The 16118-nt window shown below is 56.1% G+C and carries 17 protein-coding genes; 8 read left to right on the top strand and 9 right to left on the bottom strand.

Annotated elements, in window-relative coordinates:
- Positions 1-104: 104 nt before the first annotated feature.
- Positions 105-1547: a pyruvate kinase gene (pyk, locus tag PGR23_RS02740; protein ID WP_045390319.1), complete on the top strand. Its 1443-nt coding sequence runs from the start codon at positions 105-107 to the stop codon at positions 1545-1547.
- Positions 1548-1796: 249 nt separating this feature from the next.
- On the opposite strand, the gene lpxM is transcribed toward pyk, so the two are convergent.
- From lpxM to znuA, 3 genes are all read right to left on the bottom strand, one after another.
- The gene (gene lpxM, locus PGR23_RS02735; protein WP_045390317.1) at positions 1797-2768 is read right to left on the bottom strand and encodes a lauroyl-Kdo(2)-lipid IV(A) myristoyltransferase; all 972 of its coding nucleotides are present in this window, start codon (positions 2766-2768) and stop codon (positions 1797-1799) included.
- Positions 2769-2894: 126 nt separating this feature from the next.
- Positions 2895-4214, bottom strand: a complete 1320-nt coding sequence (gene mepM, locus PGR23_RS02730; protein ID WP_045376156.1) for a murein DD-endopeptidase MepM — start codon at positions 4212-4214, stop codon at positions 2895-2897.
- 15 nt (positions 4215-4229) lie between these two features.
- Positions 4230-5174, bottom strand: coding sequence for a zinc ABC transporter substrate-binding protein ZnuA (gene znuA, locus PGR23_RS02725; protein WP_045390494.1), 945 nt, complete (start codon positions 5172-5174; stop codon positions 4230-4232).
- A gap of 78 nt (positions 5175-5252) precedes the next feature.
- Here znuA and znuC point away from each other — a divergent pair, with 78 nt between their 5' ends.
- Both znuC and znuB read left to right on the top strand, forming a co-directional pair.
- Positions 5253-6005 carry a zinc ABC transporter ATP-binding protein ZnuC gene (gene znuC, locus PGR23_RS02720; RefSeq protein ID WP_015705955.1) on the top strand — a complete coding sequence of 251 codons (753 nt, stop codon included), beginning with the start codon at positions 5253-5255 and terminating at the stop codon, positions 6003-6005.
- Positions 6005-6790, top strand: a complete 786-nt coding sequence (znuB, locus tag PGR23_RS02715) for a zinc ABC transporter permease subunit ZnuB (RefSeq protein WP_045390315.1) — start codon at positions 6005-6007, stop codon at positions 6788-6790. The genes znuC and znuB overlap by 1 nt, the downstream gene beginning before the upstream one ends.
- Before the next feature lie 39 nt (positions 6791-6829).
- Here the strand turns inward: znuB and ruvB are convergent, their stop codons facing one another.
- The 6 genes from ruvB to aspS all read right to left on the bottom strand — a co-directional run bounded on the left by ruvB (position 6830) and on the right by aspS (position 12131).
- Positions 6830-7840 carry a Holliday junction branch migration DNA helicase RuvB gene (ruvB, locus tag PGR23_RS02710; protein ID WP_015365990.1) on the bottom strand — a complete coding sequence of 337 codons (1011 nt, stop codon included), beginning with the start codon at positions 7838-7840 and terminating at the stop codon, positions 6830-6832.
- 8 nt (positions 7841-7848) lie between these two features.
- Positions 7849-8460 carry a Holliday junction branch migration protein RuvA gene (gene ruvA / locus PGR23_RS02705; protein WP_015365989.1) on the bottom strand — a complete coding sequence of 204 codons (612 nt, stop codon included), beginning with the start codon at positions 8458-8460 and terminating at the stop codon, positions 7849-7851.
- An 81-nt stretch (positions 8461-8541) separates the two neighbouring features.
- Positions 8542-9063 (bottom strand): crossover junction endodeoxyribonuclease RuvC, encoded by a 522-nt coding sequence (gene ruvC / locus PGR23_RS02700; protein WP_015365988.1) that lies wholly within the window; start codon positions 9061-9063, stop codon positions 8542-8544.
- 45 nt (positions 9064-9108) lie between these two features.
- Positions 9109-9849 carry a YebC/PmpR family DNA-binding transcriptional regulator gene (locus tag PGR23_RS02695; RefSeq protein WP_015365987.1) on the bottom strand — a complete coding sequence of 247 codons (741 nt, stop codon included), beginning with the start codon at positions 9847-9849 and terminating at the stop codon, positions 9109-9111.
- A gap of 49 nt (positions 9850-9898) precedes the next feature.
- The gene (gene nudB / locus PGR23_RS02690; protein ID WP_015365986.1) at positions 9899-10342 is read right to left on the bottom strand and encodes a dihydroneopterin triphosphate diphosphatase; all 444 of its coding nucleotides are present in this window, start codon (positions 10340-10342) and stop codon (positions 9899-9901) included.
- A gap of 1 nt (position 10343) precedes the next feature.
- Positions 10344-12131, bottom strand: coding sequence for an aspartate--tRNA ligase (gene aspS, locus PGR23_RS02685; protein WP_396279562.1), 1788 nt, complete (start codon positions 12129-12131; stop codon positions 10344-10346).
- Positions 12132-12397: 266 nt separating this feature from the next.
- Between aspS and PGR23_RS02680 the strand changes: the two genes are divergently transcribed.
- The 5 genes from PGR23_RS02680 to cmoB are packed head-to-tail and all read left to right on the top strand — an operon-like array spanning position 12398 to position 16024.
- Positions 12398-12964: a hydrolase gene (locus PGR23_RS02680; RefSeq protein WP_213797646.1), complete on the top strand. Its 567-nt coding sequence runs from the start codon at positions 12398-12400 to the stop codon at positions 12962-12964.
- Positions 12961-13779 (top strand): DUF72 domain-containing protein, encoded by an 819-nt coding sequence (locus tag PGR23_RS02675; RefSeq protein WP_396279561.1) that lies wholly within the window; start codon positions 12961-12963, stop codon positions 13777-13779. Before PGR23_RS02680 ends, PGR23_RS02675 begins: the two co-directional genes overlap by 4 nt.
- A 53-nt stretch (positions 13780-13832) precedes the next feature.
- Entirely contained in the window at positions 13833-14228 is a 396-nt protein-coding gene (locus tag PGR23_RS02670; RefSeq protein ID WP_015365982.1) for an MAPEG family protein, read from the top strand.
- Positions 14229-14267: 39 nt separating this feature from the next.
- Positions 14268-15011, top strand: coding sequence for a carboxy-S-adenosyl-L-methionine synthase CmoA (gene cmoA / locus PGR23_RS02665; protein WP_015365981.1), 744 nt, complete (start codon positions 14268-14270; stop codon positions 15009-15011).
- On the top strand, positions 15008-16024 hold the full coding sequence (gene cmoB / locus PGR23_RS02660; RefSeq protein WP_045390306.1) for a tRNA 5-methoxyuridine(34)/uridine 5-oxyacetic acid(34) synthase CmoB: 1017 nt from the start codon (positions 15008-15010) through the stop codon (positions 16022-16024). The genes cmoA and cmoB overlap by 4 nt, the downstream gene beginning before the upstream one ends.
- Positions 16025-16118: the final 94 nt, after the last annotated feature.

The following is a 16118-nucleotide window of genomic DNA, read 5'->3' as shown; positions in this document are numbered from 1 at the left end:
CAATTATGTCCCGGCAGCGTAGCAGTTCCGCCGATTAGCGGATTCGGCGCTACCGAATCCATGTTCACGCAACACCAAAGTTGTTTCAGTCAACGGAGTATTACATGTCCAGAAGGCTTCGCAGAACCAAAATCGTAACGACCTTAGGCCCGGCAACTGACCGCGATAACAACCTCGAAAAGGTTATCGCCGCGGGTGCTAACGTCGTACGCATGAACTTCTCTCACGGTACCCCGGAAGATCACCAGCTCCGCGCAGACAAAGTCCGTGAAATTGCAGCAAAACTGGGCCGTCACGTAGCAATTCTCGGCGACCTGCAGGGGCCGAAAATCCGCGTCTCTACCTTCAAAGAAGGCAAAATTTTCCTTAACATCGGCGACAAATTCCTGCTCGACGCCAACCTCGGCAAAGGCGAAGGCGATAAAGAAAAAGTCGGCATCGACTATAAAGGCCTGCCGGCGGACGTCGTTCCAGGCGATATCCTGCTGCTCGACGATGGTCGCGTGCAGCTGAAGGTCCTGGAAGTACAAGGGATGAAAGTGTTCACCGAAGTTACCGTTGGCGGCCCGCTATCTAACAATAAAGGTATCAACAAACTCGGCGGCGGGCTGTCTGCTGAAGCGCTAACCGATAAAGACAAAGCCGATATCATTACCGCCGCAAAAATTGGCGTTGATTACCTGGCGGTCTCCTTCCCGCGCTGCGGCGAAGACCTGAACTATGCTCGCCGTCTGGCCCGCGACGCTGGCTGCGATGCGAAAATCGTCGCTAAAGTCGAGCGTGCGGAAGCGGTCTGCGACCAGGATGCCATGGACGACGTTATTCTCGCCTCCGATGTGGTGATGGTTGCTCGCGGCGATCTCGGTGTGGAAATCGGCGATCCGGAACTGGTGGGTATCCAGAAAGCGCTGATCCGCCGCGCTCGCCAGCTTAACCGCTCGGTCATCACCGCCACGCAGATGATGGAATCGATGATCACCAATCCGATGCCGACCCGCGCGGAAGTTATGGACGTAGCGAACGCCGTGCTGGACGGTACCGATGCCGTAATGCTGTCCGCAGAAACCGCTGCCGGCCAGTATCCGTCAGAAACCGTTGCCGCGATGGCGCGCGTGTGCCTGGGCGCGGAGAAGATCCCAAGCCTCAACGTTTCTAAACACCGTCTTGACGTCCAGTTCGACAACGTCGAAGAAGCGATTGCCATGTCGGCGATGTATGCGGCCAACCACCTGAAAGGCATTACCGCGATTATCACCATGACCGAGTCCGGCCGCACCGCACTGATGACTTCGCGTATCAGTTCCGGCCTGCCGATTTTCGCCCTCTCCCGTCACGAGCGTACTCTGAACCTGACAGCGCTCTATCGTGGCGTGACGCCGGTACATTTCGACAGCCATAACGACGGCGTTGCCGCCGCGCACGACGCGGTTAACCTGCTGCGTGATAAAGGCTATCTGGTCTCCGGCGACCTGGTGGTCGTCACCCAGGGCGACGTGATGAGCACCATCGGCAGCACCAACACCACCCGTATCCTGACCGTTGAGTAATCATCTTCAGAGACAGGAAAGCCTCCTTACGGAGGCTTTTTTATGCTTGTTATCCTGGTAAATGCAGGCATCACAGCATGCCGGCGATGGTAGCATACGGAAATGCTTTGTAGGCCCGCGCAAGCGCAGCGCCGCCGGGCAATATCCGCGGATAAGGAGCCGCTTTTGCGCCGGATGGCGGCTGCGCCTTATCCGGCCTACGGTCTGGTAAATGCAGGCGCCGTAGCCCTGCTCAGCGCAGCATACAGCTTACTTCTTCGGAAACAGTTCTTTGCGCTTATAAGGCTCAGTTTCACCCGGCTTACGCGTCTTCAGCAGTTTCAGGATCCAGGTATACTGTTCGGTGTGCGGCCTGACGAAAATCTCAACCTCTTCGTTCATACGGCGCGCAATCGTCGTGTCATCGGCTTCCAGCAGATCGTCCATCGGCGGGCGCACCAGTACCGTCAGGCGATGCGTTTTACCGTCATACACCGGAAATAGCGGCACTACGCGCGCGCGGCAGACTTTCATCAGACGGCCAATCGCCGGAAGAGTCGCTTTATAAGTCGCGAAGAAATCAACAAATTCGCTGTGCTCGGCGCCGTGATCCTGGTCGGGCAGATAATAGCCCCAGTAGCCCTGTCGCACCGATTGAATAAACGGCTTGATACCATCGTTACGCGCGTGCATCCGCCCGCCAAAACGACGGCGCACGGTGTTCCAGACGTAGTCAAATACTGGATTACCCTGGTTATGGAACATCGCGGCCATTTTTTGCCCGCCTGAAGCCATCAGCATCGCCGGAATATCCACGCCCCAGGCGTGCGGCACTAAAAAGATGACCTTTTCATTATTACGGTGCATCTCGTCAATGATCTCTTTCCCTTGCCAGTCAACGCGGGACATCACACGCTGCGGATCGCGCATGCCGAGTTCGGCCATCATCACCATTGCCTGCGGAGCAGACATATACATCGCATCAATGATAGCTTCACGCTCTTGCTCACTTTTTTCCGGGAAGCAGTACAGCAGGTTAATCTGCGCCCGACGGCGGGAGCTTTTTGCCAGACGGCCAACAAAACGCCCCAGTTTTCCGAGAATAGGGTCGCGGAAAGAGGGAGGCGTCAGCGCGATTCCGGCGAAGGCGAAAACGCCCAGCCACGCGCCCCAGTAGCGCGGCAGTAAAAAAGATTTCTCAAATTTGGGGATAAATTCAATGTTATTTTTTTTCGTTTCCATGCCCGGTCCGCAGAAGTTCTGCTTAATCAATAAAGATAATGGCTTAGTTTAGCGACACGTCACTCATCGCACAAAAGAAAAAGCCGGCGCATATCAGGCGCCGGCTTTCAGTGAAGATAATTCAGACTAATCAAAGCGCAGCTGTGGGATAACCTCTTTGGCCTGCGCCAGATAATCGGTACGGTCGGAACCGGTTAAACCTTCGGTACGCGGCAATTTCGCCGTCAGCGGGTTAACCGCCTGCTGGTTGATCCAGACTTCATAGTGCAGGTGCGGGCCAGTAGAACGCCCGGTGTTGCCCGACAGCGCGATACGATCACCGCGTTTCACTTTCTGCCCCGGTTTCACCAGCAGCTTACGCAGGTGCATATAGCGGGTGGTATAGGTGCGGCCATGACGCACGGCGACATAGTAACCTGCCGCGCCGCTGCGTTTCGCCACCACCACTTCACCATCGCCGACGGAAAGCACCGGCGTGCCCTGCGGCATAGCGAAGTCAACGCCGCGATGCGGCGCAACGCGCCCGGTCACCGGATTCAGGCGACGCGGGTTGAAGTTAGACGACACGCGGAACTGACGCGAGGTCGGGAAGCGCAGGAAGCCTTTCGCCAGACCCGTACCGTTGCGATCGTAGAATTTGCCATCTTCGGCACGGATCGCGTAATAATCTTTGCCATCGGAACGTAAACGCACGCCCAACAGCTGGCTCTGCTCGCGCTTGCCATCAAGCATTTCACGCGACATCAGCACCGAGAATTCATCACCTTTTTTCAGCTTACGGAAGTCCATCTGCCACTGCATCGCTTTGATGACCGCGCTGATTTCCGTACTGGTGAGGCCAGCATCACGGGCGCTGGAGACGAAGCTAGCGCCAACGGTACCTTTCAGGACATTGTTGACCCAATCCCCTTTCTGCAGCTCGCTGCTCATTTTAAAGCCATTGGCGACGCGGTTATAGGTACGCGTCTCGCGGCGCGACATCTCCCACGTCAGGCTTTGCAGGTCGCCATCGGCGGTCAGCGTCCAGGAGAGCTGTTGACCAATTTTAAGGTTGCGCAGTTCTTTATCAGCAGAGGAGAGTTGAGCGATATCGCCCATATCAATACCGTACTGATTAAGAATACTGCTCAGCGTATCGCCGGTGGAAACCACATATTCATGGCCGCCGGAGTCGCTATCGGATTTATCGTCGAGCTCATCCTGCGGGATAGCTTCTTCTTCCTGCGGCGCCTGATCGATGGGTTCAGAGGCTTCCGGCAGCAGAGAGCGGATTTCGCTTTTTTCCAGCTCAATCGTTCTGACGATCGGGGCTGATTCCGGGTGGTAGATGTAGGGCCGCCAGACGGCGACCGCTAAAGTCAGGACGCTCAACGACCCCAGCATAACGCGATGGGGTCGCGGCAAGTTGTTGAATGCCTGAGTGACAGCGCGGGCTATCTGTTGCACGTATTCACTTCCTCGTTAATCTCCTTTCAGGCAGCTTGAATACTGATGCCCCAACTGGCTCAGGAACTGCGGGTAACTGTCTTTACCCAGCTTAATTCCGATTCCAAGTGGATCCAGGGTTCCCATGCGCACGGAGGTCCCCCTGGCAACAGCTTCGATAACCGCTGGCCTGAATTGTGGCTCAGCAAAAACGCAAGTCGCTTTCTGCTCAACCAACTGTGTTCTTATTTCGTGTAAACGCTGCGCACCAGGCTGGATTTCAGGGTTGACGGTAAAATGCCCCAACGAGGTCAAACCGTAATGTTTTTCGTAGTAGCCATAGGCATCATGAAAAACGAAATACCCCTTACCTTTCACCGGCGCCAGCTCGTTACTCACCTGTTTGTCGGTTGCGGCTAATTTTGCCTCAAATTCCTTCAGGTTGGCGTCAAGTTTGGCTCGACTCTGCGGCATAAGTTCCAATAATTTATCGTGGATTGCAACCGCTGAGAGCCGCGCTATCTCTGGGGAGAGCCACAGATGCATATTGTAAATGCCGTGATGGTGATCGCCGTCACTTTTTTCGCCATTAGCATGTTCGTGACCATGTTCGTCATCGTCATCATCCGTCCCTTTCATGAGCAACGGTTTCACCCCATCCAACTGGGCGATGGTGACCTTTTTCTGCTCCGCAATGCTTTGCGTTGACTTGTCCATAAAGGCTTCCATTTCTGGACCAATCCATACGACTAAGTCTGCGTTCTGTAAGCGTTTTACATCCGATGGACGCAGGGAATAATCATGCTCGGAAGCACCATCAGGCAGTAAAACCTGGGTATCCGTCACGCCATCGGCGATGGCGGAAGCGATAAAGCCAAGGGGTTTCATGGAAGCGACAACGGCTGCATGAGCAACCGGGGCATGAGCGAACAAAAAAGCGGCGCTAAGTCCAGCGCAAAGAAGCGTATTTTTATGTAACATAATGCGACTAATCATCGTAATGAGCGAAAGTGATGTGATATTATAACATTCAATCGCTAGTGCAACCCCTAATTTGACATGACGAATCTTGTAACGCTGGAAAAAGTCGCGGTCGTCTACGGCCAGCGGCGCGTGTTGTCTGACATTTCGCTAACGCTAAAACCAGGCAAAATTTTAACGCTTCTTGGCCCAAACGGCGCCGGGAAATCGACGCTGGTGCGCGTGGTGCTCGGCCTGGTGACGCCGACCGAAGGTGCTATCCAGCGCGAGAAAAATCTGCGTATCGGCTATGTGCCGCAAAAACTGCATCTTGATGCTACCATGCCGCTGACGGTCAGCCGCTTTATGCGCCTGCGTCCCGGTACCCGCAAGCAGGATATTATGCCGGCGCTGCAGCGTGTGCAGGCCGGGCATCTAATCGATGCGCCAATGCAAAAGCTCTCCGGTGGCGAAACCCAGCGCGTTTTGCTGGCGCGCGCCCTGCTGAATCAACCACAACTTCTGGTGCTGGATGAACCGACCCAGGGCGTCGACGTCAATGGTCAGGTGGCATTGTATGATTTAATTAATCAACTGCGTCAGGAGCTGAACTGCGCGGTCTTAATGGTTTCCCACGATCTCCACCTGGTGATGGCCAAAACCGATGAAGTGCTGTGCCTGAATCAGCATATTTGCTGCTCCGGAACTCCGGAAGTGGTCTCGATGCATCCGGAATTTATCTCCATGTTCGGCCCGCGCGGCGCGGAACAGCTGGGCATTTATCGTCACCAACATAATCACCGCCACGACCTGCAGGGGCGGATTGTACTGCGTCGAGGAAATGGCCGCTGATGATTGAATTACTGTTACCCGGCTGGTTAGCCGGCATGATGCTCGCCTGCGCGGCAGGCCCCCTGGGTTCGTTCGTGGTCTGGCGGAGAATGTCCTACTTTGGCGATACGCTGGCGCATGCTTCGCTGCTTGGCGTGGCGTTTGGTCTGCTGCTCAACGTTAATCCGTTTTATGCGGTTATTGTGGTCACGCTGCTGCTGGCAGGCGGGCTGGTATGGCTGGAAAAACGCCCTCACCTGGCGGTCGATACCCTGCTGGGTATTATGGCGCACAGCGCGCTGTCGCTCGGTCTGGTGGTGGTGAGCCTGATGTCGAACGTGCGCGTCGACCTGATGGCCTATCTGTTTGGCGATCTGTTAGCCGTTACCCCGCAGGATTTAATCTCCATTGCGTTAGGCGTGGTGGTAGTGGTCGCGATATTGCTCTGGCAGTGGCGCAACCTGCTGGCGATGACCATCAGCCCTGATTTAGCGTTTGTTGATGGGGTGAAGTTGCAGCGGGTTAAGCTGCTGCTGATGCTGGTGACGGCATTGACTATCGGCGTGGCAATGAAGTTCGTCGGCGCGCTGATCATCACTTCGTTGTTGATAATCCCGGCCGCTACCGCCCGCCGTTTTGCCCGCACGCCGGAACAGATGGCCGCGGTAGCCGTTGGTGTAGGTATGCTGGCGGTGACCGGCGGTTTAACCTTCTCGGCGTTCTACGATACCCCTGCAGGCCCTTCGGTTGTGCTCTGCGCAGCGGCGCTGTTTGTTCTGAGTATGACGAAGAAAGCGGCGAGTTGATTGAGAGGCTACCCGGTAGCGGAAAGCTACCGGGTTTTATCAGGGCATTTCCGGCGGGGTAATACCGAAGTGATTCCAGGCGCGCACCGTCGCCATTCGGCCACGCGGCGTGCGCTGCAGGAACCCCTGCTGAATTAAGTACGGCTCCAGCACGTCTTCAATGGTTTCCCGCTCCTCGCCGATAGCCGCCGCGAGGTTATCGAGGCCGACCGGACCACCGAAGAATTTATCGATCACCGCCAATAGCAGCTTGCGATCCATATAGTCAAACCCTTCGGCATCCACGTTGAGCATATCCAGCGCCTGAGCGGCGATCTCAGCGGAAATAGTGCCATCGTGACGCACTTCGGCGAAGTCGCGTACCCGGCGCAGCAGACGGTTGGCGATACGCGGTGTACCGCGCGCACGACGGGCCACTTCCAGCGCCCCTTCCTCGCTCATCTCCAAACCCATATGACGGGCGCTGCGGCCTACGATATGCTGCAGGTCCGGCACCTGATAAAACTCGAGGCGCTGCACGATACCAAAGCGGTCGCGCAGCGGCGAAGTCAATGAACCGGCGCGGGTAGTCGCGCCAATCAGGGTGAACGGCGGCAGGTCGATTTTAATCGAGCGTGCGGCCGGGCCTTCGCCAATCATGATATCCAGCTGATAATCTTCCATTGCCGGATACAGTACCTCTTCCACTACCGGCGAAAGGCGATGGATCTCATCAATAAACAGGACATCATGCGGCTCAAGGTTGGTCAGCATTGCCGCCAGGTCGCCGGCCTTTTCCAGCACCGGGCCGGAGGTGGTACGCAGATTCACGCCCATTTCGTTGGCGACGATATTAGCAAGCGTGGTTTTCCCCAATCCCGGCGGGCCAAAAATCAACAGGTGATCGAGCGCATCGCCGCGCAGTTTCGCCGCCTGGATAAAGATTTCCATCTGCGAACGCACCTGCGGCTGGCCGACATATTCTGCCAGTAATTTGGGGCGGATAGCGCGGTCAGCGGCCTCTTCAAAGCCAATGCTGTCGCCTGATACCAGCCGATCTGCTTCAATCATCCCTTACCTCACAACGCCGCGCGCAGCGCTTCGCGGATTAGCGTTTCACTGTTGGCGTCCGGGCGAGCGATTTTGCTCACCATTCGGCTGGCCTCTTGTGGTTTATAGCCCAGCGCCACCAGCGCGGCAACCGCTTCTTGCTCCGCATCGTCGGCAGTTGGGCCGGCAGGCGTGGTCAGCACCAGATCGGCGGCCGGAGTAAACAGGTCGCCATGCAGGCCTTTAAAGCGATCTTTCATCTCGACAATTAAACGTTCGGCGGTTTTCTTGCCGATACCAGGCAGTTTCACCAGCGAGGCAACTTCTTCACGCTCAACGGCGTTCACAAACTGCTGCGCCGACATGCCGGAAAGGATAGCCAGCGCCAGCTTCGGCCCGACGCCGTTGGTTTTGATAAGCTCTTTAAACAGCGTGCGTTCCTGCTTGTTGTTAAAGCCGTACAGCAGCTGCGCGTCTTCACGCACTACAAAATGGGTGAAGACGATGGCTTCCTGCCCGGCTTCCGGTAGCTCGTAGAAGCAGGTCATCGGCATATGGACTTCATAACCTACGCCCCCGGTTTCCAGTAATACCAGCGGGGGTTGCTTTTCGAGAATGATGCCTCTGAGTCTGCCTATCACGTAGCGCTCCTGAATAAAGGGCCGAAAGTCTAATGCGTTATCATAAAAAAAGGCTGGATGAATATCCAGCCTGATTTGTGATTATCGTAACCGCCCTCGCGCCAGATTGAGCCGGGTCTCGCTAATCTGAGCCAGGTTCTGACTGAGGTGGCAATGGGTGATGGCGATGGCCAGCGCATCCGCCGCATCCGCCTGCGGATTTGCAGGAAGTTTCAGCAAGGTACGCACCATATGCTGTACCTGGCTCTTTTCCGCGCTACCGATGCCGACGACGGTTTGCTTAACCTGGCGGGCGGCGTACTCAAAGACCGGCAGGTCCTGGTTCGTCGCCGCGACAATCGCCACTCCGCGCGCCTGCCCAAGCTTCAACGCCGAATCGGCATTTTTCGCCATAAAGACCTGCTCGATAGCGAAATAGTCGGGCTGGAACTGGGTAATAATTTCGGTGACGCCGGCGTATATCAGCTTCAGCCGCGACGGCAGATCGTCTACTTTGGTGCGGATACATCCGCTGCCAAGGTAGCTCAACTGCCGCCCGACCTGGCGAATCACGCCATAACCGGTCACGCGTGACCCCGGGTCAATGCCGAGAATAATGGCCATCACGCGCCTCCAGTAATAACTCACCCGCAATACCGGCTACCGGCATCACAGCGTTGCGGCAACCTCATCAGAGATTTCGCCGTTATGATACACTTCCTGCACGTCGTCGCAGTCTTCCAGCATATCAATAAGACGCAGCAGCTTCGGCGCGGTTTCCGCATCCATATCCGCTTTAGTCGACGGGATCATTGAGACTTCAGCAGCATCGGCTTTCAGGCCAGCGGCTTCCAGCGCATCACGCACCGCGCCCATCTCTTCCCAGGCGGTGTAAACGTCAATGGCGCCGTCGTCATAGGTAACAACGTCTTCAGCACCCGCTTCCAGCGCGGCTTCCATGATGGTGTCTTCGTCGCCTTTCTCGAAGGAGATCACGCCTTTTTTGCTGAACAGATAGGCCACGGAGCCGTCGGTTCCGAGGTTACCACCGGTTTTGGTAAAGGCGTGGCGTACTTCGGCGACGGTACGGTTACGGTTGTCGCTCAGACATTCAACCATTACCGCAGTGCCGCCCGGGCCGTAACCTTCATAAATGATGGTTTCCATGTTCGCGTCTTCATCACCGCCGACGCCGCGCGCGATGGCGCGGTTCAAGGTGTCGCGAGTCATGTTATTGGACAACGCTTTATCTACCGCCGCGCGCAGACGCGGGTTGGATGCCGGATCGCCGCCGCCCAGACGCGCAGCGGTGACCAGCTCGCGGATGATTTTAGTAAAGATCTTACCGCGCTTGGCATCTTGCGCCGCTTTGCGGTGTTTGGTGTTGGCCCATTTACTATGACCTGCCATAAAAAACTCTCCAAAAAAGCCGTCTTCCCGCGACAAACGCCGCGGGAAGTTATCCGGCGTTAATTACAAATTCTTCAATCGCCTGCCGGTTGCTCCACGATTTGGTTAGCGCGGCGGCATCCGACGCGCTAACCCAGCGGTAATCCAGATGTTCAGTGAAAACAATCTGGCGCTCATGGGGCAGCGCAAGACGGAACCAGAATTCCGTATTGCGCTCGACGCCCGGCGCATAGCGATGACGTAAGTGAGAAAATATCTCGAACTCCACCGTACGCTGACAGTCAATTAAGGCCAGTTGCTCGCGAGCAACGTCAATGGCGACCTCTTCCTTTACTTCGCGCGCGGCGGCCTGCAACGCGGTTTCCCCCTCTTCCAGGCTGCCGGTAACCGACTGCCAGAAAGCGGGATCGTCGCGTCGCTGCAACATCAGCACCCGCTTCGTATCTTCGGCGTAAATCACCACCAGAACGGAGACGGGCAGCTTGAATGACATCTTAGTTGTTCTCCGGAGACTCTTTTGCCTCTTTCGCCACAACCTGAATCCCCAGTTCGCCTAACGCGGCAGGATTCGCGAAGCTCGGCGCTTCGGTCATCAGGCACGCGGCAGCCGTCGTTTTCGGGAAGGCGATAACGTCACGGATGTTATCGGTACCGGTCAGCAGCATGGTCAGGCGATCGAGGCCAAACGCCAGGCCGGCATGCGGCGGCGTGCCGTACTTCAGCGCATCCAGCAGGAAGCCGAATTTTTCACGCTGTTCTTGTTCGTTAATGCCCAGAATGCCAAACACGGTTTGCTGCATTTCACCACTGTGGATACGCACCGAACCACCGCCGACTTCGTAGCCGTTGATGACCATATCGTAGGCGTTAGCCACAGCGTCTTCCGGAGCGGCTTTCAGCTCGGCGGCAGTCATATCTTTCGGCGAGGTGAACGGATGGTGCATCGCGGTCAGGCCGCCTTCACCGTCGTCTTCGAACATCGGGAAGTCGATAACCCACAGCGGCGCCCATTTGTTCTCGTCGGTGAGATTCAGGTCTTTGCCCAGCTTCAGACGCAGCGCGCCGAGGGCATCGGCAACCACTTTCTTGTTGTCAGCGCCGAAGAAGATCATGTCGCCGTCCTGCGCGCCCGTGCGCTCAAGAATAGCTTCGACGATTTCGGCGTTGAGGAATTTCGCCACCGGGCTATTGATGCCTTCAAGGCCCTTCGCACGCTCGGTCACTTTAATATAGGCCAACCCTTTCGCACCGTAGATCTGTACGAATTTGCCGTATTCATCAATCTGTTTACGGGTCAGCGCCGCACCGCCCGGCACGCGTAAGGCAGCAACGCGGCCTTTGGCGTCGTTAGCCGGGCCGGAGAAGACGGCGAATTCGACCGCTTTCACCAGATCGGCTACGTCTACCAGTTCCATCGGGTTACGCAGGTCCGGTTTATCGGAACCGTAACGACGCTCCGCTTCGGCAAAGGTCATCACCGGGAATTGACCGAAGTCTACGCCCTTCACGTCCTGCCACAGCTTACGAACCAGATCTTCCATCACTTCACGCACCTGCGGCGCGGTCATGAACGAGGTTTCAACATCAATCTGAGTAAATTCAGGCTGACGGTCGGCACGCAGGTCTTCGTCGCGGAAGCATTTGACTATCTGATAGTAACGATCGAAACCGGACATCATTAGTAGCTGTTTGAACAGCTGCGGAGATTGCGGCAGCGCGTAGAATTTACCTTTATGGACGCGCGACGGCACGAGGTAGTCACGCGCGCCTTCCGGTGTGGCTTTAGTCAGCATCGGGGTTTCGATATCGAGGAACCCGTGATCGTCCATGAAGCGGCGCACGAAGCTGGTGATTTTGGCGCGGGTTTTCAGGCGCTGAGCCATTTCCGGACGACGCAGGTCCAGATAGCGGTATTTCAGGCGCGCTTCTTCGGTGTTGACGTGGTTGGAGTCCAGCGGCAGCGCTTCCGCGCGGTTGATGATGGTCAGGTCAGACGCCAGCACTTCGATTTCGCCGGTGGCCATCTCGCGGTTGACGTTACGCTCTTCACGCGCGCGCACGGTACCGGTGATTTGGATGCAGAACTCATTACGCAGTTCGGAAGCCAGTTTTAATGCATCCGCACGATCCGGATCGAAAAACACCTGCACGATGCCTTCACGGTCGCGCATATCGATGAAGATAAGGCTACCGAGATCACGACGACGGTTGACCCAACCACACAGGGTCACTTGCTGCCCCACGTGGGACTGACGTAGCTGTCCGCAATATTCTGTACGCATGAGATATCCCTTAACTTAGCCGCAGGCGGATGTTGCCTGCCATGCAGGCGACGAGGTCGCAGCTTTGCTGAATGTCACTACTGAATGAAAAAAGGCGGCTATTATACTGGAAATTCTGTCTGACGATAAGCCCGACGCAGTTTGTACGCTGCTTTGCTGCGCGCTTATTGCTTGTGCTCACATAAATTAACAAAATTTGTTACCCTTGAGCCGAATTAGCAACGGTATTGTAGCGGCCTGATAAGAGAACAAGATACGGGGATACCATGTTAGAACTCAATGCGAAAAAAACCGCGCTGGTCGTTATTGACCTGCAAGAAGGCATTTTACCCTTTGCCGGCGGCCCGCATCGCGCCGACGAGGTGGTGACGCGCGCGGCAAAGCTGGCTGAAAAATGTCGTCAACAGGGTTCGCCCGTCATCATGGTTCGCGTCGGCTGGTCCGCCGATTTCGCTGAAGCGTTAAAACAGCCGGTAGATGCCCAGGCTGGCGCCGCGAAGCTGCCTGAAAACTGGTGGGTCTATCCGCCGGCGCTTGGCAAGCAGGATAGCGATCTTGAAGTGACGAAACGTCAGTGGGGCGCGTTCTACGGTACCGATCTTGAACTGCAACTTCGCCGCCGCGGTATCGACACCATTATCCTTTGCGGTATCTCCACGAATATCGGCGTGGAATCCACCGCTCGCAATGCCTGGGAACTCGGTTTCAATCTGATCATCGCCGAGGATGCGTGCAGCGCCGCCTCCGCCGATCAGCATCAGGGCAGTATGACGCATATCTTCCCGCGCATCGCCCGCGTGCGCAGTACTGAGGACATTCTCGCCGCCTTATGATTTATATCGGGCTCCCGCAATGGTCGCACCCTAAATGGGTGTGCCTTGGCATCACCGGCCTTGAAGAGTATGCCCGCCATTTTAACTGCGTGGAGGGTAATACCACCCTGTATGCCTTACCAAAGGCCGAGATAGTCGATCGCTGGTATCAACAAACTCACGATGATTTTCGGTTCTGTTTCAAATTCCCGGCCACGATTTCGCATCAGGCGGCACTGCGCGACTGCGACGATTTAAGCCACGAATTTTTTACTCGTCTGGCGCCGCTGGAATCGCGCATCGGCCAGTACTGGTTGCAGTTGCCCGCCACCTTCGGGCCACGAGACCTCCCTGCCCTGTGGCATTTTCTCGATACGCTACCGAAAAACTTCACTTACGGCGTTGAAGTTCGCCATCCCGAGTTTTTCGCCAAAGGCGATGCCGAACAGCAGCTTAATCGCGGGCTACACCAGCGCAACGCCAATCGAGTTATCCTCGATAGCCGCCCGGTGCATAGCGCCGTCGCGCGTAATCCGGCGATGATCGACGCGCAGAAAAAGAAACCCAAAGTCCCGGTTCACGCGGTCATGACCGCGGAGCAGCCGATGGTGCGCTTTATCGGCAGCGATGATATGGCGCAGAATCGCGAATTGTTTCGCGTCTGGCTACAGACGCTGCCAAAATGGCATCAGTCGGCCACGCCGTGGCTGTTTTTGCATACCCCGGATATCGCCCAGGCGCCTGAACTGGTAGATACCTTATGGGAAGACCTACGCGCGGTGCTGCCGCAAGTCGGCGCTGCACCGTCAATTCCGCAGCAATCCTCGCTTTTCTGATATCCTGCTATGATAGTCGGAGCCACCTGACATAATTAAAGGGAGTTTTGGGTATGGTCAGCGCGCTGTATGCGGTTTTGGGTGCGTTATTGTTAATCAAGTTTTCCTTCGACGTGGTACGTCTGCGCATGCAGTATCGCGTCGGCTATGGCGACGGCGGTTTTAGCGAACTACAGGTCGCCATTCGCGTTCATGGCAATGCCGTGGAATACGTCCCCATTGGGCTTATCTTGCTGCTGTTTATGGAAATGAACGGCGCGCTAACCTGGATGGTGCACGTTTGCGGTATTTTGCTGATTGCCGGGCGCCTGATGCACTCGTACGGTTTCCATCATCGCCTGTTCCGCTGGCGGCGTTCCGGAATGAGCGCCACCTGGTGCTCGCTGTTGCTGATGGTGCTGGCTAACCTGTGGTATATGCCCTGGGAGTTGGTTTTCTCCCTGCGTTAGCGCACAATACGCCGTTTTCGTTTTTTCGGGTTTAACGTTATGTCTCACCGCGATACGCTTTTTTCCGCGCCGATTGCCAGTCTCGGCGACTGGACCTTTGATGAACGGGTAGCCGAAGTCTTCCCGGATATGATCCAGCGCTCTGTTCCTGGTTACTCCAATATTATTTCGATGATCGGCATGCTGGCTGAGCGTTTTGTTCAGCCAAACACTCAGGTTTACGATCTTGGCTGTTCGCTCGGCGCCGCGACGCTTTCCGTGCGCCGCAATATTGCGCACCCGGGGTGCAAAATTATCGCCATTGATAACTCCCCGGCGATGGTAGAACGTTGCCGTCGTCATATTGATGCCTATAAAGCGCCAACGCCGGTTGAGGTTATCGAGGGCGATATTCGCCATATCGCCATTGAAAATGCCTCGATGGTCGTGCTGAACTTCACTATTCAGTTCCTCGAACCGAGCGAACGTCAGGCTATCCTTGATAAAGTCTATCAAGGGCTCAATCCGGGCGGCGCACTGGTGCTTTCCGAAAAATTCAGCTTTGAAGATGCCAACGTCGGCGAACTGCTGTTCAACATGCACCATGACTTCAAGCGCGCCAATGGCTATAGCGAACTGGAAATCAGCCAGAAACGCAGCATGCTGGAAAACGTCATGCTGACCGATTCGGTTGAAACCCATAAAGCGCGCCTTCGTCAGGCCGGATTTGAACATGCCGAACTGTGGTTCCAGTGCTTTAATTTTGGTTCGTTGGTGGCGGTTAAATCCGAGGAACGGGCATGATCGACTTCAGTAATTTTTATCAGTTGATCGCGAAAGGGCCGCTCTCCCACTGGCTGGAAACCCTGCCCGCTCAGGTCGCTGCCTGGCAACGCGAAGCGCTGCACGGTAAGTTTCGCGAATGGGAACGCGCCGTTGAGTTTCTGCCCGAGCTGGCGCCCTGGCGTCTCGATCTATTGCATAGCGTCACGGCGGAAAGCGAAACGCCACTCAGCGAAGGCCACCAGCTGCGAATTGAAAATCTGCTGCGAAACCTGATGCCGTGGCGTAAAGGCCCTTATTCGCTGTATGGCATTAATATCGATACCGAATGGCGTTCCGACCTGAAATGGGAACGCGTGCTGCCGCATCTTTCCGACCTCACCGGTCGTACTATTCTTGATGTCGGCTGCGGCAGTGGTTATCACATGTGGCGAATGATCGGCGCCGGCGCGCATCTGGCGGTCGGTATCGATCCAACCCAGCTGTTCTTATGCCAGTTTGAAGCGGTACGCAAACTCATCGGCAACGATCAGCGCGCGCACCTACTGCCGCTAGGCATCGAACAACTGCCGGCGCTGGAAGCTTTTGATACCGTCTTTTCGATGGGAGTGCTGTATCACCGCCGTTCCCCGCTGGATCATCTGTGGCAGCTCAAAGATCAGTTAGCCCCCGGCGGCGAACTGGTACTGGAGACGCTGGTCGTTGAAGGTGATGAGAACACCGTGCTGGTGCCAGGCGACCGCTACGCGCAAATGCGTAACGTTTATTTCATTCCTTCCGCCGCCGCGCTAAAACAGTGGCTGGAGAAGTGCGGATTCATCGATGTGCGCATTGTTGATACCTGCGTCACCACCAGCGAAGAGCAGCGCCGCACCGAATGGATGACGACGGAATCACTCGCCGACTTCCTCGACCCGCATGACAGCAGCAAAACGCTGGAAGGTTACCCCGCGCCGCTGCGCGCGGTGATCGTCGCCACTAAACCAGAGACGCAACAGTCGCTGGCCAAAAAAGCGGCCGCGGCCAGGGCGTAATTCACCTCAGCCGACCACTGGCGCTCGTGGGATAAAAAAAGGCCCCTGTTGAAATTGCAGGGGCCTGGTACGGGCAATCATCATATTGGGCGAC

It is taken from the genome of Klebsiella sp. 141162 (assembly GCF_050600755.1).
GTDB classification, from domain to species: Bacteria; Pseudomonadota; Gammaproteobacteria; order Enterobacterales; family Enterobacteriaceae; genus Klebsiella; species Klebsiella aerogenes.
This window is presented reverse-complemented; position numbering and strand designations above follow the sequence as displayed.

Excerpts from the sequence above, each read along its gene's own strand:
- aspS (WP_396279562.1), bottom strand. The coding sequence starts at position 12,131 with ATGCGTACAGAATATTGCGGACAGCTACGTCAGTCCCACGTGGGGCAG.
- PGR23_RS02670 (WP_015365982.1), top strand. The coding sequence starts at position 13,833 with ATGGTCAGCGCGCTGTATGCGGTTTTGGGTGCGTTATTGTTAATCAAG.
- znuC (WP_015705955.1), top strand. The coding sequence starts at position 5,253 with ATGACGAATCTTGTAACGCTGGAAAAAGTCGCGGTCGTCTACGGCCAG.
- znuA (WP_045390494.1), bottom strand. The coding sequence starts at position 5,174 with ATGTTACATAAAAATACGCTTCTTTGCGCTGGACTTAGCGCCGCTTTT.
- nudB (WP_015365986.1), bottom strand. The coding sequence starts at position 10,342 with ATGTCATTCAAGCTGCCCGTCTCCGTTCTGGTGGTGATTTACGCCGAA.
- PGR23_RS02680 (WP_213797646.1), top strand. The coding sequence starts at position 12,398 with ATGTTAGAACTCAATGCGAAAAAAACCGCGCTGGTCGTTATTGACCTG.
- PGR23_RS02695 (WP_015365987.1), bottom strand. The coding sequence starts at position 9,849 with ATGGCAGGTCATAGTAAATGGGCCAACACCAAACACCGCAAAGCGGCG.
- ruvC (WP_015365988.1), bottom strand. The coding sequence starts at position 9,063 with ATGGCCATTATTCTCGGCATTGACCCGGGGTCACGCGTGACCGGTTAT.
- ruvB (WP_015365990.1), bottom strand. The coding sequence starts at position 7,840 with ATGATTGAAGCAGATCGGCTGGTATCAGGCGACAGCATTGGCTTTGAA.
- cmoB (WP_045390306.1), top strand. The coding sequence starts at position 15,008 with ATGATCGACTTCAGTAATTTTTATCAGTTGATCGCGAAAGGGCCGCTC.
- znuB (WP_045390315.1), top strand. The coding sequence starts at position 6,005 with ATGATTGAATTACTGTTACCCGGCTGGTTAGCCGGCATGATGCTCGCC.
- pyk (WP_045390319.1), top strand. The coding sequence starts at position 105 with ATGTCCAGAAGGCTTCGCAGAACCAAAATCGTAACGACCTTAGGCCCG.
- PGR23_RS02675 (WP_396279561.1), top strand. The coding sequence starts at position 12,961 with ATGATTTATATCGGGCTCCCGCAATGGTCGCACCCTAAATGGGTGTGC.
- lpxM (WP_045390317.1), bottom strand. The coding sequence starts at position 2,768 with ATGGAAACGAAAAAAAATAACATTGAATTTATCCCCAAATTTGAGAAA.
- cmoA (WP_015365981.1), top strand. The coding sequence starts at position 14,268 with ATGTCTCACCGCGATACGCTTTTTTCCGCGCCGATTGCCAGTCTCGGC.